Origin of the sequence: Exiguobacterium sp. s149, from assembly GCF_018618395.1 — a bacterium.
In the GTDB taxonomy this organism is placed as follows: Bacteria; Bacillota; Bacilli; order Exiguobacteriales; family Exiguobacteriaceae; genus Exiguobacterium; species Exiguobacterium chiriqhucha.
This window is the reverse complement of record NZ_JACSLZ010000002.1, coordinates 308048-329886: the sequence shown is the minus strand read 5'-3', so window position 1 is coordinate 329886 and position 21839 is coordinate 308048. Positions and strand designations below refer to the sequence as shown.

Sequence of the window (21839 nt, the reverse complement as noted above, 5' to 3'; positions counted from 1 at the left end):
CCGCCAGCGTTCGTCCTGAGCCAGGATCAAACTCTCCAAAGAATTTGATATAGCTCTTTAAAAATGACGAAGCTTGCGCTTCATTCAAACATTGTAAAACTTTTTTGCCTCATCGTTCAGTTTTCAAAGTTCGTCTGCCGCTCTTAGCGACTCATTTATAATAGCACCTGCATTCTCTTTCGTCAACTATAAAAATAAAATATTTTAAAAGAATAAAAAAGCAGTGTGCTCCTTCTTTGCACTATATAGAAGGAACACACTTTCTATTATTGAAATGCGATGATTCGCACTTCGTCTAAACGAGTTAAATCATACGTTTCTTGCGTCGGTTCTGATACGACAATCGGTTGTTCGACACTCGGTGTATAATGATGAATCTTCCCACGAACCCCACTACTCAACAAAACGGTTCGACCCACTTCATAAAAGCCGAGTAACGTAGCTAACAGTGTGAGCGCCTCTCCATCGTACGCTTCATTTTGCCACATATAGAAGTAAGCTTCTTCCGGAGTGAGTGCAGCTCGAAATGTTCGCGGTGCCGTCAACTGACAAAAACGATCTGCCACGATAAATAGAGGAGAGGCCGGATGAAGCGCTCGCTCTTCGAGACGGTTTGGGAAGCCCGATCCATCGAGCCGCTCATGATGCTCTGCCACTAATTTACCGACACGCTGTCGCAATGTCTGATCTTCAGGTAACATCGCCATCGATACGAGTGGATGTTGATACAAGAGCTCACGTTCCATTTTTGTAAAATAGCGCATATGTGACCATTTGCGAATTTTAGCGTAACTGGTATCAGCGAAATAAGAAGCGATTCCATAGTCAAACTGAAGCCGATGTTCGTCCCCCCGATATTTCGATAACGTTTTTGCGACGAGCGCCCGATAAATCGCATGATGAATCACATGATTTTTACGTAACGGTTGGTTCGTGAAAAACGTGACGATTGCTGATAGTGGGTAGTCTTGGCGAAATAACTGATGAATAAATTCAAGAGCCTCATATGGGTTCGGTGATATCCGTTCTTCCCATTGATTATAGTGACGTTCATACTGAAGAATTTTTTCGCATAAGTCGCGTTCTTCCTCATGTGTAAAGGGACGGCGTTCTACCGGAGCGACTTCAATCGCCTCAACTTTCAAAAAGCGGAGCAAACGTAAATGTTCGTTCGTCAGTCTAATCCCTGCCTCTAATGAAGAAACAGATGTTAAGAGCGTCATACCTACGTGCACGTTTGAAATAGCGAGTCGCATGGTTATCCCTCCTAATCGTATGAAAACAGGTCGAACGGAAGCTCCGCTCGACCTGTTTCGCCTTATTCGGTCACTTCAGACGATAGGTCGGTTTCTGGTGCTTCACCATCAAATCCATTCTCCATCTCATCTGCTGATTCCTCTTGTAGCTCATCTTTTTTCAATTTGGCAATTGTAGCCAAACGATCGCCGTCTTCGATGTTCATCACTTTCACACCGCGCGTACTGCGACCCATTTGCGAAATCGTCTGTGAATCGATTCGAATGGCGACACCGAGCTCGGTCATGAGCATGATATCGTCGTCCTCATCCACGACTCGCATACCGACGACGGTACCGCGGTCAGTCTTGATTCCGATAATTCCAGAACCACCTCGACCTTGTGTGCGGAATTGCTCCATCGGCGTTCGTTTGCCATAGCCTTTTTCCGTGATAATCAATACGTCTTGCGTCGGGCGTACGATTTCCATCGAAACGACTTGATCGTCATCCTTCTTCAGACGAATCGCACGGACACCTCGGGCGGTACGGCCCATCGACCGTACTTCACTCGCAAGCGGGAAGCGAATCGACATCCCTTCACGCGTCACAATTAACATTTCGTCATCGCTCTTCGCAAGACGGACAGTAACCAATTCGTCCGTATCATTCAAGCTAATGGCACGAAGTCCGTTTTTATTGATGCGGGCGTAAGCCGAGAGCGGTGAACGTTTGACGAGTCCTTGCTTCGTGATAAACACGAGCGACAACTGCTCGTCTGCCACTTCAGCTTCCGAATCTTCACTTCCATCCTCAACGATGGCTTTGTCTGCCAAGTAGCTATTGAAGTCGACCGGAATCATCGTCTCGACTTTTTCGCCTTTATCGACTTGTAGCAAGTTAATAATCGGCATCCCTTTCGCAGTCCGGCTCATCTCTGGGATTTCATACCCTTTCAAGCGGAAGACGCGACCGAAGTTCGTGAAGAATAGGATCGTATCATGCGTCGAAGCTGACAAGAGACGTAATACGAAGTCCTCGTCATTCGTACCCATCCCTTGCTTGCCTCGTCCGCCTCTGCGTTGTGTACGATACGAGTCGCTTGGGATTGATTTGATATAACCTTCGCTCGTGAGCGTGATCATCATGTCGCGAACTGGAATCAAGTCTTCATCTTCAAGCTCGATGATATCCGTACGGATGACTGTCCGACGTGCATCGCCGTAACGCTCTTTGATTTCTGTCAACTCGTTGCGAATGATTTGAAGCAAGAGTTCTTCGTCGCCTAAGATGGCACGCAACTCTTCAATCAAGGCGCGAATCTCGCGATACTCGCCTTCGATTTTCTCACGCTCAAGTCCAGTCAAACGTTGAAGACGCATATCGAGAATCGCTTGCGTCTGCTCGGTCGATAACCCGAAACGGGCAATCAATTTCTCACGGGCCTCGTCACCGGTCCGCGTGCTGCGGATGATGGCGATGACTTCATCCAAGTGATCGAGGGCAACGCGCAATCCTTCGAGGATATGTGCACGGGCCTCGGCCTTGTCAAGATCGAACTGCGTCCGACGACGGACGACTTCTTTTTGGTGCTCGATGTAGTAATAAATCGCTTGCTTCAAGTTTAGCGTCTTCGGTCGTCCCCCAACGAGGGCGAGCATGTTGACCCCAAACGTCGTTTGCATTGGCGTTTGTTTATACAAGTTGTTCAAAATGACACTGGCATTCGCATCGCGGCGTACTTCAATGACGACACGCATCCCGTTACGATCCGACTCGTCGCGAAGATCAGTGATGCCTTCGATTTTCTTGTCGCGTACCAAATCGGCAATCTTTTCGACGAGGCGTGCTTTGTTCACTTGATATGGGATTTCATGAACGAGAATCCGTTCACGACCATTTTTCAACACTTCGATTTCAGCTTTGGCCCGCATCGTGATTGATCCACGACCAGTCTCATAGGCGCGGCGAATTCCGCTACGTCCTAAAATTTCGCCGGCTGTCGGGAAGTCAGGCCCCGGGATATGCTGCATCAACTCGGAGATGGTGATATCCGGGTTATGCGTCAACGCAAGAACACCGTCAATGACTTCGTTCAAGTTATGCGGCGGTACGTTCGTGGCCATCCCGACCGCGATTCCGCTCGTCCCGTTGACCAAGAAGTTCGGGAACCGGGCTGGCATGACGACCGGTTCTTTCTCTTCTCCGTCAAAGTTCGGTTGGTAATCAATCGTGTTTTTGCCGATATCACGGACGAGTTCCATCGCGATTTTCGACATACGTGCTTCTGTATAACGCATCGCTGCGGCAGAGTCTCCATCGACCGATCCGAAGTTTCCGTGACCATCGACGAGTTCATAACGATAACTGAAATCTTGCGCCATCCGAACCATCGTCTCGTAAACGGCAGAGTCACCGTGCGGGTGATACTTACCGATAACGTCACCGACCACACGGGCCGATTTTTTATGGGGCTTGTCAGCACGAATTCCAAGTTCGTTCATCGCATATAGGATACGACGGTGAACCGGTTTCAGACCGTCGCGTACGTCTGGGAGGGCACGTGACACGATAACGCTCATCGCATAGTCCATGAACGAGGTGCGCATCTCTTGGCTAATATTTATATCCTTGATATTTTCTTGTTCTGCCATTCGTTATTGCCTACCCTTCTTTTTAAATATCGAGGTTTTTCACGTAATGCGCATGTGATTGGATGAAATCACGTCGCGGCTCGACATTGTCACCCATGAGCGTCTCAAAGATCTCATCCGCCTCAATGGCGTCTTGAAGGTCGACACGAAGCATCGAGCGTGTCTCTGGATTCATCGTCGTGCTCCACAGCTGTTCAGGGTCCATCTCACCTAGACCTTTGTAACGCTGTACGCTGTAACGAGCATTCTCCGGAAGCTGTTTAATCGCTTCTTGCAATTCACGGTCGTTCTGCACGTAAGTAACGTCTTTCCCGTGCTTCAAGCCGTAAAGTGGTGGTTGCGCGATATAGACATACCCGCTCTCGACGAGCGGACGCATGTAGCGATAGAAGAACGTCAAGAGCAGTGTACGAATGTGGGCTCCATCGACGTCGGCATCGGTCATGATAATTAACTTATGATAACGAGCCTTCCCGAGATCGAACTCTTCCGCAATCCCTGTCCCGAGCGCTGTAATAATCGTACGTACTTCTTGGTTGGCTAAAATCTTATCAAGTCTCGCTTTTTCGACGTTGATGATTTTACCTCGGATTGGCAAAATCGCTTGGAAGTGACGATCGCGACCTGATTTCGCTGAACCGCCGGCCGAGTCACCCTCAACGATGTACAGTTCAGACTTCGATGCATCTTTCGATGAACAGTCGGCTAGTTTCCCAGGCAATGAACTGACTTCAAGGATCCCTTTACGGCGTGTCATCTCACGAGCACGTTTCGCTGCGAGACGGGCACGGGCCGCCATTAAGCCTTTGTCGACGATCAATCGACCGACAGATGGATTTTCAAGCAAGAATTGCTCGAACGTGTCTGTGAAGAGCGAGTCTGTGGCTGTACGTGCATCTGCGTTACCAAGTTTCGTCTTCGTCTGCCCTTCGAACTGTGGTGACGGGTGTTTGACCGAGACAATCGCCGTCAATCCTTCACGTACGTCATCCCCTGACAAGCTACCATCAGCCTCTTTCATGAGACCGAAGCGTTTTGCATAGTCGTTGATTGAACGTGTGAGCGCCGTTTTAAATCCAGTCTCGTGCGTTCCGCCCTCATGGGTCGGAATATTGTTCGTGAATGAATAGATGTTGCTCGCAAATCCTTCGTTGTACTGAAGCGCAATCTCGACTTCAATTCCATCCTTCGTGCCATGTACGTAGACAGGCTCGTCGTGGATTGAGGCTTTCGAGCGGTTCAAATGTTCAACGTATGACTTGATTCCACCCTCGTAGTGATAATTGCGTTCAATCGTCTCATCGCTGCGCTCGTCTTTGGCGACGATGCGGAGTCCTTTATTCAGGAAGGCAAGTTCGCGCAAACGTGTGGCGAGTAAATCAAAGTCATATTCGAGCGTCTCTTCGAAGATATCCCCATCCGGGAAGAAACGGACAGTTGTACCAGTCGTATCGGTCGTACCGACGATTTCAAGTTCGCCTTGTGGGACACCGCGTTTGAATGACTGATAGTAGACGTTGCCGTTACGACGGACGAACACTTCAAGCTTCGTCGACAACGCGTTGACGACCGAGGCACCGACACCGTGCAGACCGCCTGAAACTTTGTATCCGCCGCCGCCAAACTTACCTCCGGCGTGAAGGACGGTGAAGATGACTTCGACGGCAGGACGGCCCGTTTTCTTTTGAACATCGACTGGAATCCCGCGTCCGTTATCTTCGACAACAATCGAGTTGCCTGGTTCTACTGTCATCGTGATCGTGTCACAGTGTCCGGCGAGCGCTTCATCAATCGAGTTGTCGACGATTTCCCATACCAAGTGGTGGAGTCCTCGTGAGCTCGTTGAACCGATATACATCCCCGGGCGTTTACGAACGGCTTCTAACCCTTCAAGCACTTGAATCTGATCAGCACCATAATCTTGCATTTGTTTTTCGTTTTCGTTACTCATCGGTTTTGTTCACCTACTATACATGAATTGGTGTTCATATGGATTGGTCTTACGTTATACAGATTCCGTTTCAACTTCGCCTTGTTTCACGTGAAACACCTTCGCTTGTTGAATCGTTTCGTGAGCGATGCCATCAATGTTGGTCGTCGTGATAATGGTTTGGACTTTTTGGCCCATCGTGTCGAGCAGATGGGTTTGGCGATGGTCGTCTAATTCAGATAACACGTCATCTAACAAAAGCAATGGATATTCTCCGACCTCTTCGTGGATCAGTTCAATCTCCGCTAACTTTAAAGACAAAGCCGCTGTACGTTGCTGGCCTTGTGAACCGAACGTTTGGACGTTGCGATTGTTGACATACAATTCAAAGTCATCTCGATGCGGACCAAATAACGTCACGCCTCGTCTTCGTTCGTTCTCTCTTATTTTATCAAACTTTTGTCGATACGTTTCAAACATCGCCTCTTTTGGGTAACGTTCTTTTTGGAATGTATCCGATACGTATTGAATCGTCAGTGTCTCCAAGTCACGTGTGATGCCGGAATGGATGGGTCCCGCCCATTTTTCAAGCTGATCGATAAAATGATGACGTCGCGAAACGATTTTCACGGCAAGCTCAATCATTTGATCGGTGAGCACCTCTAGTAGCGTCTCATCCCCGCCTTTGATGGACAGTTGCTTCAACAAGGCGTTCCGTTGCTTCAGTGTCTTCAAATACTGATTCAATTCATGTAAATAGACAGGACTCACTTGCCCGATTTCCATATCTAAAAACCGTCGTCGTCCTTGCGGGCTACCTTTGACGATGGCAAGGTCTTCGGGTGCGAACAGCACGACGTTAAAAGCGCCGACATAATCGCTGAGGCGGCGTTGTTCGAGGTGGTTCAATTTCGCTTTCTTCCCTTTCGGTGAAAACGTGAGCGACTGGACCGTCTCCCCGGTCCGTTTATGAATCCGTCCCTCGACCATCGCTGCATCCGCCTCCCAGCCGATCAGTTCACGGTCTTGCGTCGTCCGATGTGACTTTGCGAGCGCAAGTACGTAAATCGATTCGAGCAGATTCGTTTTCCCTTGGGCATTCTCACCAATGAGAACGTTCGTCTGTTCTGAAAAATCTAGCTCGAGGGTTTCGTAGTTGCGGTAGTTTTGCAATCGGATCGACTTTAAATGCACGTTAGTTACCCTCGATTTGGAAGTCTCCGAAACCTTCGACCTCAATCGTGTCCCCATCGCGTAGTTTGCGTCCGCGACGTTGATCAATCTCACCGTTCACTTTCACTTGAATGTCCTCTAAGAAGAACTTCGCTTGGCCTCCGCTTGAAATGATATCAGCCAACTTCAAAAATTGTCCGAGCGTTACATACTCGGTTGTAATCGACACTTTTTTCATGTCGTCACTTCCTTTCTTTCATACTTAGTACAAAAAATCGCCATACTTATTAGTTTATCGAAAAACGTCGAATAAGGCAAAAATGGGGATGACAAGGTGAAACACCTCATCATCCCCGAATCTGCTCAGTCTGACTTAAGACGTGCGGACTGGCAAGATCAACTGTAGGACGCTATCTTGCTCGACCGGACGCAAGATGAACGGACGCATCGAACCCGTGAACTGGATTTCGATTTCTGAAGCATCAAGCGCACGAAGCGCATCCATGACAAATTTCGAGTTGAATGAAATTTTTAACTCTTCTCCTTCAAGCGACAGGATGCTGACGCGCTCTGACACTTTCCCGACTTCTGGAGAATGAGAGGAGACTTCGACCGTCGTCGCTTCTTCAGCGACAAACTTGATGACGTTATTGCGATCAGCGCGTGCAAGCAATGACGCACGATCGATAGCTTGGAGGAAGTCCTTCGCGTTCATGCGGACCGCTGTCCGGTATTCTTCCGGAATCAAGCGTGATGTATCTGGGTATGCCCCGTCGAGTAGACGTGAGAAGAACGAGATGTTTTTCAAGCGGAACAAGATTTGTTGGTCCGTCAACACGATTTCGACTGGCAACTCTTCCCGATCAAGCAATTTTGCGAGTTCGTTCAATGAGCGACCCGGAACGACGACATTTTGGAACGTCAAATCGTTGTCTGTCTCAAACCGTGCCCGGCGAAGTGCTAGACGGTGGCTATCCGTGGCGACACACGTCAAGAATCCTTTTTCGGCAGAGAAGTTGACCCCTGTCAACACAGGACGTGTCTCTTGTCCGGAAACAGCGAAGCTCGTTTGACGGATAATCGTCTTCAATAAATCGGCCGGTAAGTAGAAACGACGCTCGCTTGATAGTTCAGGCAGGCGCGGGTATTCATCTGGATCGAGTCCGTTCAAATGGAACTCGGCCTGTCCCGATTCGATTCGTGTCATGAAGTTCGGAGACACTTCAAGTGTCACTTCATTCGTCGGCAACTTTTTAACGATTTCACCGAGGAAACGTGCATTGAGCACGACGCTACCTGCTCGTTGAATTTGAATGAGTTCGATTCCGCCTTCTTCAATCGGGATTAAGCGTTCGATTGAAATTTCCGTATCGCTACCTGTGAGCGTCAACCCATCGGCATGGGCTTCAAGCTTTAATCCTGTGAGGATTGGAATCGTCGTTCGGGAAGCAACAGCTTTTGATACATCTTGTACGGCTTGCATGAATACATCTCGCTGAATCGTTAAATGCATGTGGATAATTCCTCCTAAGTGAACTAAGTCATATAGTTAATAATAATAGTATTATTTAAGTCATAATAGTAATAAGGGCTGTGGATACTGGGGATAAGTCACTTCAACCACTGGTATTGAGCTATTCTGCCTGTGAATAACTTGTGGATAACTATGTGGGTTTATCCACAGGATATCCACAACGAAATCGAAGTGTTTATGACAATGCTTTCTTTAACGTCTGAATCGTCTCTTGCATCTCCGGATCGTGCTTGAGCAATGTACTAATTTTCTCATGAGCGTGAATCACTGTCGTGTGATCGCGTCCACCGAACTCTTCCCCGATTTTAGGAAGCGAGCTTTCCGTCATCTCACGTGATAAATACATCGCGATTTGACGTGGGAATGCGAGCGTCTTCGTTCGTTTCTTCGCCTTCAGTTCCTCAACTTCAATATTAAAATGACGGCCCACGATTTCTTGAATGTCCCGAATGACAATTTTCTTCGCTTCTTGGACCGGCATGATGTTGTGCAACGCTTCAGCAGCGACATCCGGGTCAATCGGACGACCGACGAGCTTGGCGTAGGCCACGACGCGCGTCAACGCCCCTTCGAGTTCACGAATGTTCGTATCGATTTGATTGGCGATATACAGCATGACGTCGTTCGCAATATCAAGCCCTTCTGCCGTCGCTTTCTTGCGTAAGATGGCAATCCGCGTTTCAAGGTCAGGCGGTGTGATGTCAGTGATAAGACCCCATTCGAACCGCGAACGAAGACGATCTTCAAGCGTCGGAATCTCTTTAGGAGGTCGGTCACTCGAAATCACAATCTGTTTCTGATCGTTATGAAGCGCATTGAACGTGTGGAAAAACTCTTCCTGTGTCTGTTCTTTCCCGGCTAGGAACTGAATGTCATCAATCAAGAGGACATCGATGTTCCGATAGCGGTTGCGGAATTCTTCTGTCTTATTGTCACGAATCGAGTTGATGAACTCATTCGTGAACTTTTCAGATGATACGTAAGCGATTCGTGCGCCAGGCTTCTGCCCTTTCACGTAATGACCAATCGCATGCATCAAATGCGTCTTGCCGAGCCCGACTCCTCCATAAATGAAGAGCGGATTATAGGCGCGCGCCGGTGCTTCTGCGACAGCGAGCGAGGCAGCGTGAGCAAATCGGTTCCCCGACCCGATGACAAACGTCTCAAAAATGTACTTGTCATTCAGCTGTCCGAGGTTCCCTTCCTCTTTTGGTAGTACTGGAAGCGGCTGTTCTTTCATTTCTGTGGCAGCAATCGTCTCTTTCGATCCATCCGCAGGTGCATACTTGTGTGCTTGTGATTCCTCGATAAAATGAATCTCAAGCTTGTTGTTCGTTACTTCTTCAATTGTATCTTGTAACAATGACAAGTACTGACGCTCAAGCCAAGTCACAATGAAACTGGCTGGCGCGGACACGACGAGTGTCGTCCCCATCAACGAAATTCCTTCTGTTGATTTCAACCACATATCAAAGCTGGCTTTTGGTGTTCGTTCCTCTTCCTCAATCAGAGATAAAACATTTCTCCAAATCTCGCGAGCATTCTTCAATGAAAGACCTCCTTTACTCACATGTTGGCGAAACTTATTCACACGATATACACATACACTATTCTATAGTAGATAATAGGGTTATCCCCAGAGAACAAAAACTGTGGATAAAGTTATCCACATGGTGTTAGTGTTGGGGATAACAGTTATCCACAGCCTGTGTATATCTTGGAATTGCTAAAAGTTCATCCACAAGTTTGTGCACATTCAGTTTATCAAAATAAAATAGACGTGGCAACGGTTTTTGATATTTATCCACAGACTGCAAAAAGAATCCACAGGTAGTTATCCACATGCTGTGTATGGTGTGGATAAACTGTGGATATGTTGTGGATAATTAGAAGTAAGGTAAGATAGAGATAGAAAAGTTATACACAAAAGAGGAAGAAGGAATTGTGGAGAATATTTTTTCAAGAGAAGAAAATGAAAAATTAAAAAATGGAATCATAAAATTGTTGAAAGAAGAGGAGTTATTCACATATAAGTGTGGATAACTATCGGGATATGTGGATAAAATGGCTTTAGACAGCTATTTGTAAAAAAGTTACTGGCGGATTGTTAATTCTCTATTTGATTCATTGCTTCCGTTTCTTCTAAATCATGCCATCCTGAGGTGATCGTCCCTTCCCTCTCCGAAGGATTTCATCCTAATTGAAAACCTGGCGAAAACTCATTGACAATCTAGACAACAGTTTATATAATCTTAAAGACTGCCTTAAATGAAACTATAACTTGCTAATAGAGCGTTAACCTTGAGGAGGTGCTTTAACAATGAAACCAACTTTCAATCCTAACAACCGTAAGCGTAAGAAAGTCCACGGATTCCGTGCACGCATGGCGACTAAAAACGGCCGCAACATTCTTGCAGCTCGCCGTCGTAAAGGCCGCAAAGCCTTGACTGTCTAATACAGATCATGAGATTGCCCGAGGAATCCTCCTTGGGCAATCTTTTTTTATATCGTCACAGAACTCACACAAACGGACGGAAAAAGCTGATTCACTCTCGTTGAAATGAATGGGATATGGTATGATGTTAGTTGACGATTTTTGAAGCGAAGGATGGAGTGAGAATTTTGAAAAAAGAATACCGCCTGCAAAAGAATGAAGAGTTCCAAGCGGTGTTTCGTGAAGGACGCTCCGTGGCCAATCGTCAGTTTGTCGTCTACACGCAAAAAGCGAATCAAGCGCACTTCCGGGTCGGACTTTCGGTCAGCAAAAAGCTGGGAAATGCCGTGGAACGGAACCGGATGAAACGATTGATGCGTGAATCGCTTCGCTTGCTCGAACCGAACGTGGCTCCGCACAATTATGTCATCATTGCGCGCAAACCAGCGACGTCGCTTACGCAAGATGAAGTGACGGAAAGCTTGAAACACGCATTCAAACGGGCTAAAGTTTGGAAGCAGAGACAAGTCGATCGATCATAACAATCCGAGCTCGTTCTTTCATATATAACGCGAACTAATTAGGATTGACCGATAGACGTGTGATGAAACAAAAGAATCGATAAAGAAAGCGTAGGGGGAACTATGAGCAAAAAGCTAAAATTAGGATTGTTGGCTGTCATGACCGGCGTCATCATGTTGATGGCTGGCTGTGTCGACCCATCGACGATCCAAGGAGAGCCGATTACGGCTGAGACGGAAGGCTTCTGGTCGCAATACTTTGTTTGGCCACTAGCATGGTTGTTGAAAGAAGCGGCTTACTTAATTGGTGGGACGTGGCAGTACGGTTACTCGATCATCGTCGCGACGATTATCGTCCGCCTCTTGATTTTACCGCTTATGATCAAGCAGACGAAGAGTATGGGTGCGATGCAAGTCTTGCAGCCAGAGATGCTCAAGCTGCGTGAGAAGTACAGCTCGAAAGACCAAGAGACGCAACGTAAACTGCAAGAAGAAATGATGAAAATGTATCAAGAGTACCAAATCAACCCGCTCGCGGGCTGTTTGCCAATCTTGATCCAAATGCCGATTTTGTTCGCGTTCTATGATGCGATCCGTCGGACACCTGAAATCTTTGAAGCACAGTTCCTCTGGTTCGACCTCGGGGCACCAGATCCAACGTTCATCTTGCCGATTCTGGCAGCGATTTTGACGTATGCACAGCAAAAAATCTCAATGGCGGGCCAAGAACAAAACCCACAATTGAAAATGATGCTCTACATCTTCCCAGTGATGATCTTCGTCATGTCGATCACGCTTCCAGCCGCCCTTTCGATGTACTGGGTCGTCGGTTACATCATCTCGATTATCGTGACGATGGCAATCATGCTCCCGATGCGTGAGAAGATGAAAGTTCAAGCTGAAGCGAAAATCGCGGCGAAAGAAGCAGAACGTGCCGTACTCGCAGAAGAAGAAAAAAAGGCAAAAAAGAAAAAACGTAAATAAACTCTAAGGCTGTGGATAACCAATCCACAGCCTTTTTTGTCGTTCGGGATAGATTAACCCGAAATCCGGGAATAAACAAAGCAGTGGTCGAAATCGTCGAATCAGAAAGGGGGTCTTTCATATGGAGACGCTCATCAAACGGTTGGAACGGTCGACGTTCATTCAAGCGGCGCTTTACGTGGTAATCGGGTTACTCATCATCTTGTATCCACGCATCTTTTTTGATGCGATCGTCTATTTGGTCGCGGCTTACTTTGCCATCATCGGTCTCGTCGCCATCGTTCAAGGGTTGCGGCACAAACGAAACGGACTCCCAGCCGGTTTCTTTATGGGAATCATCTATTTATTGATCGCTTTAATCGTCTTTTTCTTCGCTGAAACGTTGGCAAGTCTGCTCCCGATTTTTATCGGCGCCTTATTCTTGTTTGGTGGCATAATCCGGTTGATTCAAGCCGTCGGATTTCGCCGGACCATCGCCAATCGGTGGATGTACTTCATGCTGAGCAGTCTATTGTGGATTGGGATTGGCCTACTCATGTTGGCGAATCCGTTTGACAGCCTGCTCGTCTTGTTCCAATTGTTCGGCGGTTTTCTCATCGCCGTCGGCGTGATCGAATGGATGCTCTATTTCACGCTCCGTTCCTCGAGACGCCAGCAAGCATAAACGAAAGCCGCTCACATTAGGAGCGGCTTTTTTCACGGATGACGAGCCGATCGAAAAACGGACGAATCACTTCGAACGCAACGGTCGTCTCGAAGAAGGGACGCTCGGCTTCGAGACGGGAGATATACCATCGAGCGGCTGTCGCATGATGGTCGGGTGTCAACGCTTCATAAAAGGTCCGGATTTCAATCCGCTGCCGGGCGGCCACGTCTTTCAACCCGAGTGCGGCCCGTTCGGGTTCGTAGTGAGCGGCGAGTGTATAGGCGAAATGACTCATGCCTTGCCGAAGCATCTCGACGGCCCAGACATCGTTGCCGCGGTCACGGGCTTTCGTATATTGGAAAAAGAACCAAATCGCATCAAACACGTGTCCGCTTAAGTCTTCATTCGACAAGGTGAGCGAACTCGAGTGATGTTGCAGTCGGTGTTCCGGATCATACAGCACCGTAATTGTGTCTTGATGGTTCAACGTGTCCGCTGTCACCGTGAAGAAATCGAGATGCAAGAAATCATCATAGACGACAATCAGTTGCGGGGCTACGATATCGATTTCATCCTCGAGCAGAATCGGGCGATATGTGGCCAGATGGTCGCGGCGGCGCGCCAAGAACTCGTTCATGTTTTCAGGGGCGACCATGACGTACAAGTCGACGTCAGAATGTTCGTCCGCTTCATCACGCCCGAACGATCCTTTCAAGAAAATGGCCTGCACGCCCCCATCGGAGATGAGGCTGTTAGTCAATGTGGCGATGGCATCTTGCTGTCGCATTTCATCACGTCCTCCATGGAAATATATTCCTTTATTGTACTAAAGTAATTCCTTAAAATGCAACCGTGGCTCGAGAGGTCGGACGCTTTCGTTCGAGACAAATATCGTGTATAGTAGGTGCGTTATGCATAAGATAGAGGAAGTAGTAAGAAGTATGGGAGGGAAAGATGATGCTAGAGTTTGACACGATTACGGCGATTTCGACGCCGATGGGTGAAGGGGCAATCGGAATCGTCCGCTTGTCCGGTGACCGCGCCGTCGAGACGGTGGGCCGTGTTTTTTCGGGAAAAGATTTGACGAAAGTGGAGTCACATACGATCCATTACGGAAAATTGAAACGTCCTGGCACGGACGAGGTCGTCGATGAAGTCATGGTGAGCATCATGCGCGCACCGAAGACGTTCACGCGAGAAGACGTCGTCGAAATCAATTGCCACGGAGGAATCGTCGCGGTCAATCGTGTCCTCGAACTGATTCTTGAACAACCGGACATCCGCTTGGCAGAACCGGGCGAGTTCACGAAACGCGCCTTTTTGAATGGACGAATCGATTTGTCGCAAGCCGAGGCCGTCATGGATTTGATTCGTGCCAAAACGGATCGGGCCATGAACGTTGCCATGTCTCAGATGGAAGGACGTTTGTCACGGCTCGTCCGCGAGTTGCGTCAACTGTTGCTTGAGACGATTGCGGCGGTCGAGGTCAATATCGACTATCCGGAATACGACGCCGAAGAGATGACCCAGGCCATTGTCGAAGACAAGGCGGGCGAAGTGAAACGCGTGCTCGAGCAGTTGCTTGAGACGGCGCGACAAGGAAAAATTTTACGAGAGGGGCTCGCGACAGCGATTATCGGTCGGCCGAACGTCGGCAAATCTTCGCTCATGAACACGCTCGTACAAGAGACGAAAGCGATCGTCACGGAAATCGCCGGAACGACGCGCGATACGATTGAAGAGTATGTGAACGTCAAAGGCGTTCCGCTCAAATTGATTGATACGGCAGGGATTCGGGAGACGGAAGATATCGTAGAGCGGATTGGTGTCGAGAAATCGCGCAAGGCGCTCGCGGGCGCTGACTTGATTTTGCTCGTCTTGAACGGGCATGAAGGTCTGACTGTCGAGGATGAGGCCTTATTTGAGGCGATTGCTGGTATGAATGCGATCATCATCATCAATAAGACGGACTTGCCACAAAGTATGGATTCTTCTAAGCTGGAGAAACTAGCGGCAGGTCGCCCGATCGTGGCGACGTCTCTCTTATTAGAAGAGGGAATCGACGCATTGGAAAAGGCGATCTCGAACTTGTTCTTCGCTAAAGGCGTCGAATCACAGGATATGACATATATCTCGAACGCACGACACATTCAGCTCATCAAACGGACGATCGAACAAATCGATGAGGCGCTCGGAAGCGCCGCCATGAATTTGCCGATTGATATGGTCCAAATCGATTTACGGCGGGCGTGGGATACGCTCGGCGAAATCAACGGGGACACCGTTCAAGAAAGTTTGATTGATCAACTCTTTTCACAGTTTTGTCTTGGGAAATAATAAGGAGGAACAACTATGGCTTACACGGCAGGCGAGTTTGATGTCATCGTCATCGGAGCCGGTCATGCGGGAATCGAGGCCGCACTGGCTTCGGCGCGCATGGGCGCGAAAACGGCGATGCTCACGATGAATCCGGATATGGTCGGATTCATGTACTGCAACCCATCGATCGGTGGTCCCGCGAAAGGGATTGTCGTTCGCGAAATCGATGCCCTTGGCGGCGAAATGGCGAAGGCGATTGATGCGACGTACATTCAAATGAAGATGCTCAACACATCAAAAGGTCCAGCAGTGCGCGCATTACGGGCGCAAGCGGACAAATTCCAATACCAAAATCATATGAAGAAAGTGCTTGAAGACGAACCGAACCTATTGCTTCGTCAAGCGCTCGTCGAACGACTTCTCATCGAAGACGGAAAAGTCGCCGGCGTCGTCACGAATACTGGTTCGGAGTACCGCTCGAAAGCGGTCATCGTCACGACCGGTACGTTTATGCGCGGTCAAATTATCATCGGCGAATTGTCGTATGAGAGCGGTCCGAACAACCAGATGCCTTCGGTCGAATTGTCGAAGCATTTAGAAGAGCTCGGGCTCGAACTCGTTCGTTTCAAAACGGGGACACCGCCACGCATCGACGGCAAGACGATCGATTACTCGAAGACGGAGATTCAACCAGGGGACGACAATCCGTCGCTCTTCTCCTACACATCGAAAGACCTTGACCCGATTGAGCAAATCCCGTGCTGGCTCACCTACACGAGCGAGCGGACACACCAATTGATTGATGAGAACTTGCATCGTTCGCCGATGTACTCAGGTGCCATCAAAGGGACGGGCCCGCGTTACTGCCCATCGATTGAAGATAAAGTCGTCCGGTTCAACGATAAACCGCGTCACCAAATCTTCCTCGAGCCAGAAGGTCGCGACACGGAAGAAATTTACGTGCAAGGCTTCTCGACGAGTATGCCGGAAGACGTTCAGCATCAAATGCTCCGGACGATTCCGGGGCTTGAGAACTCAGAGATGATGCGCCCTGGATACGCGATTGAGTACGATGCAGTCGTACCGACGCAACTTTGGCCGACACTCGAGACGAAGACGGTTGGCGGATTGTTCACGGCAGGTCAAATCAATGGGACGAGCGGCTATGAAGAAGCGGCCGGACAAGGCATCATGGCCGGAATCAACGCCGCATGCCAAGTGCTCGGCAAAGAGCCGGTCATCTTGGACCGCTCACAGGCGTATATCGGTGTCTTGATTGACGACCTTGTGACGAAAGGGACGAACGAGCCTTATCGTTTGCTCACATCACGTGCCGAATATCGGTTGCTTTTGCGTCACGACAATGCGGACCTTCGTTTGAGCGACATCGGTCACGAGGTCGGTTTATTGTCACCAGAGCGTCATGCCCACCTTGAAGATAAACGAGTCGCGATCGCGGCAGAAGTGAAGCGTCTCAACGGACTCGTCATCAAACCGTCCGCTGACGTGAACGATGTGCTCGAAGAAGTCGGTGCGAATCCGCTCAAAGAAGCGACGCATGCCAACATCCTCTTGAAGCGTCCTGAAGTGACGTATGCGACGCTCATGCGCATTGCACCGGCTCCGATCGAAGTGCCGTTCGAAGTGGCGGAGCAAGTCGAGATTCAAGTGAAATACGAAGGCTACATCTCGAAGCAGCTCGAGCAAGTCGAGAAGATGCGTCGGATGGAAGAAAAACGGATTCCAGAGAAACTCGATTACGATGCAATCGGTGGTCTTGCGACGGAAGCGAAACAAAAACTAAAACAAGTTCGTCCGCTCTCGATTGGACAAGCGTCACGTATTTCCGGGGTAAACCCGGCGGACGTCTCGATCCTTCTTGTCTATATCGAGCAAGGACAATACGCGACAGTGGAGTGAAACGATGAACCAATCCCAATTTATTGAGGCGTTGCAGGCAGAAGGATTTGAATTGAGCGAGAAGCAACTCGCTCAATTTGAACGCTATTTCGAGATGCTCGTCGAGTGGAATGAAAAAATGAATTTGACGGCGATCACGGACAAGGAAGAAGTGTATTTGAAGCATTTCTATGATTCGCTCAGCGCGTCGTTCCATTTCGATTTCACAAACGTCGAAACCGTATGTGACGTTGGTGCCGGGGCTGGATTCCCGAGTTTGCCGCTCAAAATTCTATTCCCGCACCTTCACGTGACGATTATCGACTCGCTTAACAAGCGAATCACGTTCTTGAACGAACTCGCGCTCGCGCTCGGGTTAGAAGGTGTCGCGTTCCATCATGGACGCGCCGAAGAGTTTGGAAAAAATAAAAAATTTCGTGAGCAATTTGATGTCGTAACCGCCCGTGCGGTTGCCCGGATGACGGTGCTCGCCGAGTACTGTTTACCGCTCGCAAAAGTCGGCGGAACGTTCGTAGCGCTCAAAGCGGCGAAAGTTTCCGACGAGCTGGTCGACGCGAAAAACGCCTTGGCCGTGCTCGGTGGGAAAGTAAAAACGACACACCAGTTCCTATTGCCAGGAGAGATGAGTGAGCGTAATATCGTAATTGTAGATAAATTACGAAAAACGCCTGGGAAATATCCACGTAAAGCGGGTACCCCGGCGAAAGAGCCGCTAATCTGAGTAATCGTGTTTCACGTGAAACTAAAAGCAGATTCCGGTAGTGGAATCTGCTTATTTTTTACATAGAGGGGTGCCGACGTTGAAGAAAACATTTGCTAAACTGTTCGGAAGTCGTCCAGAAGTGGCGGTTACAGAAATCGCAGAGGTCAAACCGAATGATGCGGTTCAAGAAATCGCGTTATCGTTGCTTCTCCCGAACCGTTATCAACCGCGTAAAGTATTCGAGCCGGCTAAAATTGAAGAATTGGCCGTTACGATTGACGAGCATGGTCTCTTGCAACCGATCGTCGTTCGGAAAGCAGAAGAGGGGCGCTACGAGATTATCGCAGGGGAACGCCGCTTCCGCGCTGTCAAATCGCTTGGATGGTCTGTCATTCCGGCCATCGTTCGGGACATGGATGACGATACGACTGCCGCTTTAGCCTTGATTGAGAATTTGCAGCGGGAACAGCTCAGTCCGATTGAGGAAGCGGAGGCATACGGCCGTCTACTCGCCATGAAAGGTCTGACGCAAGACGCGCTCGCGAAGAGTCTCGGGAAGAGCCAGTCGACGATTGCCAATAAACTACGCCTGTTGAAATTGCCGAACGACGTCAAGCAATGTTTGCGTGACCGCCAAATCAATGAACGTCACGCTCGGGCGCTCTTGCCGCTAAAAGAGGAAGGTCTGCAGCTCCAAGTGCTCATGGAGATTTTAGAACAGGACTTTAACGTCAAAGAGACGGAAGAACGCGTCGCCTTCTTGACGACACCGATTGAAGAAGAGAAGCGGAAACCGAAAAAGCAGCGCCGTCGGACGAAAAGTTTCGCCAGAGATACGCGAATCGCCCTCAATACAATCCGGGACTCGGTCAGTTTGATCGGGAAGTCCGGGATTGAAGTCCAGACCGAGGAAGTCGAAGAAGACGAATTTGTTGAAATTCGGATTCGAATCCCGAAAGCACGGCCACAAAAGTGAGCCTGTGCTTTTTTTATAGCTATCAGTCAGCAGGAATGGAGGAATCATGATGGAACGGTTACCGATTAAACACATTCGTCCCAACCCGAACCAGCCCCGCAAGCAGTTCGAACCAGAAAAGCTAGACGAACTCCGACAGTCGATTGAGCGTTACGGCGTGTTACAACCGATCGTCGTCCGCAAAGCGAGCGGGTTTTATGAAATCATCGCCGGAGAGCGCCGGTTCCAAGCCGCGCAATTGGCCGGCAAGACGGATATCCCGGCATTGATTGTCACGGCCGACTCGGATCGCGTCATGGAACTCGCCTTGATTGAGAACATTCAACGTGCCGACTTGAACGCGATTGAAGAAGCGCTCGCCTACGAACAGTTGATGCAGACGCTCGGATTGACCCAGCAACAGCTCGCCGAACGCGTCGGTAAGAGTCGGAGCCACGTGACGAACAGCCTGAGACTGCTCCGGTTGCCGAGCGCGGTCCAGCATGCGGTCATGGTCGGCGAGCTGACCATGGGCCACGCCCGGGCGATTACGGGCATGAAATCAGTGCAGGCGATGGAACAAATCGCCCGTCGCGTCATCGCCGAGCAATGGACGGTCCGCCGACTCGAGCGCTATTTACAAAAAGAGCGCATTGAAAAAAAGACGCTCAAACGCTCGGACGCCGACGTGGAAGCCGTCGAGGCGGTGCTAGCGGAACGTCTTCAAATGGATGTATCGATTCGCCCGCGTCGAAAAGGGGGCGTCCTCGAGCTGAAGTATTTCTCGCAAGACGATTTGGAACATCTATTGACGTTGTTATCGCCTCAAGATTTCGATTCGTCACGAGACTGACGAAGTCGGGTGATGGCCGCCTCTTCTTGATGAAGCCGCCCGATGCGTGAGTCGAACTCGACGAACCCGTCGGTGATGAAACGGGCCAGCTCATAGACGAGGTGGAGGCGCGTGTTTTGCAAAATCATCATTTCCATGAAGCCACTTACGTTGACGACCGCTTTGATGTTGTATTCGCCGACCGAAGGGAGTTCTTTTTGAACACCGGCACCTGGGGCGAGCGGTCCTTCTGAGAAGAAGATATAACCGACACTCGACAAGCGACCGAGGCAAGCGTCGATGGCGATGATGAGGGGGCGATGGAACCGTGTCTGAATCTCATGGAGCGTCTCGACAAGGTTCAGCGCATGGACCGGTTTTGTCAACGTGCCGTACACATGGATATTGCGGACAAAGCGCTCCTCAAGGAACGTGCCGACGAGCGGTCCGAGCGAGTCACCGGTGGAACGGTCGGAGCCGATACAAACGAGGACGATCGGACGATGCGTCTCCTTTGCCAACTGATCATGCAGTTGATCGGCAAAGAGCTTGGATCCACTCCGTTCGGTATGTTCGATGAAGAAAGAGTATGGTTTATGAGGTTTTAGGCGAAACGGCATGAATCTCATCCTCTCTTCTAAGCTGCCTGCGTCTAGTTGCAATTGCGGAATGAAACCGTATTATCCCATTCCCGGAACACCGAAACTTATAACGTCCGGATGTAGGGTTTGAGAAAAGTCGTTAATTATGGTTTGATGGGTTAGAATCTATAACGCTAGAGGTGACAACATGGCTTCACAAAATACAGATACAAACTTAAGCACGGTAGCCGACGAAACGATGGATAGTGTCAATCGGTTCGTCGCCTATTTCCAAGACACGGAGATGTGGATCGGTCTCGGTATCAAATTGACCGGTGTCGCACTCATCATCTTGGCACTTTATGTGGCGTCACGCATTTTGACGTCGATGGTCCAACGCGTGTTCGCACTGCGTAAAATTAAAGAGCACGATATTGTGACGCAACGGCAAAATGAGACGTTATCAAAATTGGCCCAAAACACGATTCGCTATGTGCTCGGCCTGATCATGATTTTGACGGTGCTCGGGCAGTTTGGCGTCAATATCGCCGGTTTAATTGCATCGGCCGGGGTTGCTGGTTTGGCCATCTCGTTCGGTGCGCAAAACTTGGTGAAGGACGTCATCACAGGTGCGTTCATCATCTTTGAGAACCAGTATAAGAACGGGGATTACGTCAATTTAAATCAACAAGTCGACGGCACCGTCATCGAAGTCGGGATTCGGACGACGAAGTTGAAAGGGTTGAACGGACAAGTGACGATCATCCCGAACGGACAAATCATGCAAGTGACGAACTACTCACTCGAGAACAGCGTCGCAGTCGTCGATATCGGTGTCGCGTATGAAGAAGACATGGCTAAAGTTGAGAAGGCGTTGAAAGAAATCGCCCATACGGTTGAGGAGAAGTATCACGACTTGTTCATCGAACCAATTACGCTCGCCGGGGTCCAGTCGCTCGGACCGTCGGAAGTCGTCTATCGTCTCATGGCCGAAGTTCCACCGACACAACACTTCGCGGCCGGTCGGATTTTGCATAAAGAGTTGAAAGCCGGACTAGATGAGCGCGGAATCGAAATCCCGTATCCGCGTACTGTCATGATGCCGCCAACCACAACGACTAAAGGAGCGCCGGAAAATGCAGGCTAAATCGTATGAATTGAACGATTTTGTAGAAATGAAGAAACCGCATGCGTGTCAGACGAACCGCTGGCAGGTGACTCGGGTCGGAATGGATATTCGCATCAAGTGTCAAGGATGCGGGGCGAGCGTGCTCATGCCGCGTCGCGACTTTGATAAGCGATTGAAAAAAGTGCTTAAACAAGAGAACGCCGCTGAATAAGTGGCGTTTTTCTCTATGTTACAACCGTGAGTTGCGGTTTAATCGAGGACTAACTATAATTGTGAAGGATGTGACGGT

At 49.3% G+C, this 21839-nt stretch carries 20 protein-coding genes; 11 read left to right on the top strand and 9 right to left on the bottom strand.

All coding sequences use genetic code 11. The annotated features are described in order from the left end of the window. Positions 1–266: 266 nt before the first annotated feature. The 7 genes from KNP81_RS04895 to dnaA all read right to left on the bottom strand — a co-directional run bounded on the left by KNP81_RS04895 (position 267) and on the right by dnaA (position 10075). On the bottom strand, positions 267–1256 hold the full coding sequence (locus tag KNP81_RS04895) for an HD-GYP domain-containing protein (RefSeq protein ID WP_214718825.1): 990 nt from the start codon (positions 1254–1256) through the stop codon (positions 267–269). 62 nt (positions 1257–1318) lie between these two features. Then, positions 1319–3889, bottom strand: coding sequence for a DNA gyrase subunit A (gene gyrA, locus KNP81_RS04890; RefSeq protein ID WP_214718823.1), 2571 nt, complete (start codon positions 3887–3889; stop codon positions 1319–1321). Between the two features lie 22 nt (positions 3890–3911). Then, entirely contained in the window at positions 3912–5840 is a 1929-nt protein-coding gene (gene gyrB, locus KNP81_RS04885; protein ID WP_021067843.1) for a DNA topoisomerase (ATP-hydrolyzing) subunit B, read from the bottom strand. Positions 5841–5894: 54 nt separating this feature from the next. Further along, on the bottom strand, positions 5895–7013 hold the full coding sequence (recF, locus tag KNP81_RS04880) for a DNA replication/repair protein RecF (protein ID WP_021067844.1): 1119 nt from the start codon (positions 7011–7013) through the stop codon (positions 5895–5897). 1 nt (position 7014) lies between these two features. Beyond that, a complete protein-coding gene (gene yaaA / locus KNP81_RS04875; RefSeq protein WP_128123800.1) occupies positions 7015–7230 on the bottom strand; it encodes a S4 domain-containing protein YaaA in 216 nt (71 codons plus the stop codon). 135 nt (positions 7231–7365) lie between these two features. Beyond that, positions 7366–8505, bottom strand: coding sequence for a DNA polymerase III subunit beta (gene dnaN / locus KNP81_RS04870; RefSeq protein ID WP_021067846.1), 1140 nt, complete (start codon positions 8503–8505; stop codon positions 7366–7368). A gap of 196 nt (positions 8506–8701) precedes the next feature. Then, complete coding sequence (dnaA, locus tag KNP81_RS04865) at positions 8702–10075, bottom strand: chromosomal replication initiator protein DnaA (RefSeq protein WP_214718821.1); 1374 nt, start codon at positions 10073–10075, stop codon at positions 8702–8704. 771 nt (positions 10076–10846) lie between these two features. Here dnaA and rpmH point away from each other — a divergent pair. The 4 genes from rpmH to KNP81_RS04845 all read left to right on the top strand — a co-directional run bounded on the left by rpmH (position 10847) and on the right by KNP81_RS04845 (position 13129). Further along, positions 10847–10981, top strand: coding sequence for a 50S ribosomal protein L34 (gene rpmH, locus KNP81_RS04860; RefSeq protein ID WP_015880216.1), 135 nt, complete (start codon positions 10847–10849; stop codon positions 10979–10981). Positions 10982–11148: 167 nt separating this feature from the next. Further along, positions 11149–11502, top strand: coding sequence for a ribonuclease P protein component (gene rnpA / locus KNP81_RS04855; protein ID WP_214718819.1), 354 nt, complete (start codon positions 11149–11151; stop codon positions 11500–11502). A 102-nt stretch (positions 11503–11604) separates the two neighbouring features. Next, entirely contained in the window at positions 11605–12465 is an 861-nt protein-coding gene (gene yidC / locus KNP81_RS04850; RefSeq protein ID WP_214718816.1) for a membrane protein insertase YidC, read from the top strand. A gap of 121 nt (positions 12466–12586) precedes the next feature. Then, on the top strand, positions 12587–13129 hold the full coding sequence (locus tag KNP81_RS04845) for an HdeD family acid-resistance protein (RefSeq protein WP_214718815.1): 543 nt from the start codon (positions 12587–12589) through the stop codon (positions 13127–13129). Between the two features lie 16 nt (positions 13130–13145). Here KNP81_RS04845 and KNP81_RS04840 read toward each other — a convergent pair whose 3' ends face one another. Then, entirely contained in the window at positions 13146–13898 is a 753-nt protein-coding gene (locus tag KNP81_RS04840; RefSeq protein WP_214718813.1) for a nucleotidyltransferase domain-containing protein, read from the bottom strand. 170 nt (positions 13899–14068) lie between these two features. Here KNP81_RS04840 and mnmE point away from each other — a divergent pair, with 170 nt between their 5' ends. From mnmE to KNP81_RS04815, 5 genes are all read left to right on the top strand, one after another. Further along, positions 14069–15448 (top strand): tRNA uridine-5-carboxymethylaminomethyl(34) synthesis GTPase MnmE, encoded by a 1380-nt coding sequence (gene mnmE, locus KNP81_RS04835; protein ID WP_021067853.1) that lies wholly within the window; start codon positions 14069–14071, stop codon positions 15446–15448. Between the two features lie 15 nt (positions 15449–15463). Continuing rightward, positions 15464–17350: a tRNA uridine-5-carboxymethylaminomethyl(34) synthesis enzyme MnmG gene (gene mnmG / locus KNP81_RS04830; protein ID WP_214718811.1), complete on the top strand. Its 1887-nt coding sequence runs from the start codon at positions 15464–15466 to the stop codon at positions 17348–17350. 4 nt (positions 17351–17354) lie between these two features. Continuing rightward, positions 17355–18071 carry a 16S rRNA (guanine(527)-N(7))-methyltransferase RsmG gene (rsmG, locus tag KNP81_RS04825; protein WP_214718810.1) on the top strand — a complete coding sequence of 239 codons (717 nt, stop codon included), beginning with the start codon at positions 17355–17357 and terminating at the stop codon, positions 18069–18071. 79 nt (positions 18072–18150) lie between these two features. Further along, the gene (noc, locus tag KNP81_RS04820; protein WP_214718808.1) at positions 18151–19029 is read left to right on the top strand and encodes a nucleoid occlusion protein; all 879 of its coding nucleotides are present in this window, start codon (positions 18151–18153) and stop codon (positions 19027–19029) included. Between the two features lie 49 nt (positions 19030–19078). After that, entirely contained in the window at positions 19079–19861 is a 783-nt protein-coding gene (locus tag KNP81_RS04815) for a ParB/RepB/Spo0J family partition protein (RefSeq protein WP_029596439.1), read from the top strand. On the opposite strand, the gene yyaC is transcribed toward KNP81_RS04815, so the two are convergent. Further along, positions 19834–20460 (bottom strand): spore protease YyaC, encoded by a 627-nt coding sequence (gene yyaC / locus KNP81_RS04810; protein WP_021067858.1) that lies wholly within the window; start codon positions 20458–20460, stop codon positions 19834–19836. The genes KNP81_RS04815 and yyaC overlap by 28 nt on opposite strands. A 169-nt stretch (positions 20461–20629) precedes the next feature. Here yyaC and KNP81_RS04805 point away from each other — a divergent pair, with 169 nt between their 5' ends. Next, positions 20630–21568, top strand: a complete 939-nt coding sequence (locus KNP81_RS04805; protein ID WP_021067859.1) for a mechanosensitive ion channel family protein — start codon at positions 20630–20632, stop codon at positions 21566–21568. Further along, positions 21558–21761: a DUF951 domain-containing protein gene (locus tag KNP81_RS04800; RefSeq protein ID WP_016509068.1), complete on the top strand. Its 204-nt coding sequence runs from the start codon at positions 21558–21560 to the stop codon at positions 21759–21761. Before KNP81_RS04805 ends, KNP81_RS04800 begins: the two co-directional genes overlap by 11 nt. Positions 21762–21839 lie beyond the last annotated feature (78 nt).

Excerpts from the sequence above, each read along its gene's own strand:
- rpmH (WP_015880216.1), top strand. The coding sequence starts at position 10,847 with ATGAAACCAACTTTCAATCCTAACAACCGTAAGCGTAAGAAAGTCCAC.
- KNP81_RS04840 (WP_214718813.1), bottom strand. The coding sequence starts at position 13,898 with ATGCGACAGCAAGATGCCATCGCCACATTGACTAACAGCCTCATCTCC.
- KNP81_RS04805 (WP_021067859.1), top strand. The coding sequence starts at position 20,630 with ATGGCTTCACAAAATACAGATACAAACTTAAGCACGGTAGCCGACGAA.
- yaaA (WP_128123800.1), bottom strand. The coding sequence starts at position 7,230 with ATGAAAAAAGTGTCGATTACAACCGAGTATGTAACGCTCGGACAATTT.
- mnmG (WP_214718811.1), top strand. The coding sequence starts at position 15,464 with ATGGCTTACACGGCAGGCGAGTTTGATGTCATCGTCATCGGAGCCGGT.
- gyrA (WP_214718823.1), bottom strand. The coding sequence starts at position 3,889 with ATGGCAGAACAAGAAAATATCAAGGATATAAATATTAGCCAAGAGATG.
- rsmG (WP_214718810.1), top strand. The coding sequence starts at position 17,355 with ATGAACCAATCCCAATTTATTGAGGCGTTGCAGGCAGAAGGATTTGAA.
- yyaC (WP_021067858.1), bottom strand. The coding sequence starts at position 20,460 with ATGCCGTTTCGCCTAAAACCTCATAAACCATACTCTTTCTTCATCGAA.
- mnmE (WP_021067853.1), top strand. The coding sequence starts at position 14,069 with ATGCTAGAGTTTGACACGATTACGGCGATTTCGACGCCGATGGGTGAA.
- KNP81_RS04815 (WP_029596439.1), top strand. The coding sequence starts at position 19,079 with ATGGAACGGTTACCGATTAAACACATTCGTCCCAACCCGAACCAGCCC.
- KNP81_RS04845 (WP_214718815.1), top strand. The coding sequence starts at position 12,587 with ATGGAGACGCTCATCAAACGGTTGGAACGGTCGACGTTCATTCAAGCG.
- KNP81_RS04895 (WP_214718825.1), bottom strand. The coding sequence starts at position 1,256 with ATGCGACTCGCTATTTCAAACGTGCACGTAGGTATGACGCTCTTAACA.
- KNP81_RS04800 (WP_016509068.1), top strand. The coding sequence starts at position 21,558 with ATGCAGGCTAAATCGTATGAATTGAACGATTTTGTAGAAATGAAGAAA.
- dnaN (WP_021067846.1), bottom strand. The coding sequence starts at position 8,505 with ATGCATTTAACGATTCAGCGAGATGTATTCATGCAAGCCGTACAAGAT.
- yidC (WP_214718816.1), top strand. The coding sequence starts at position 11,605 with ATGAGCAAAAAGCTAAAATTAGGATTGTTGGCTGTCATGACCGGCGTC.
- gyrB (WP_021067843.1), bottom strand. The coding sequence starts at position 5,840 with ATGAGTAACGAAAACGAAAAACAAATGCAAGATTATGGTGCTGATCAG.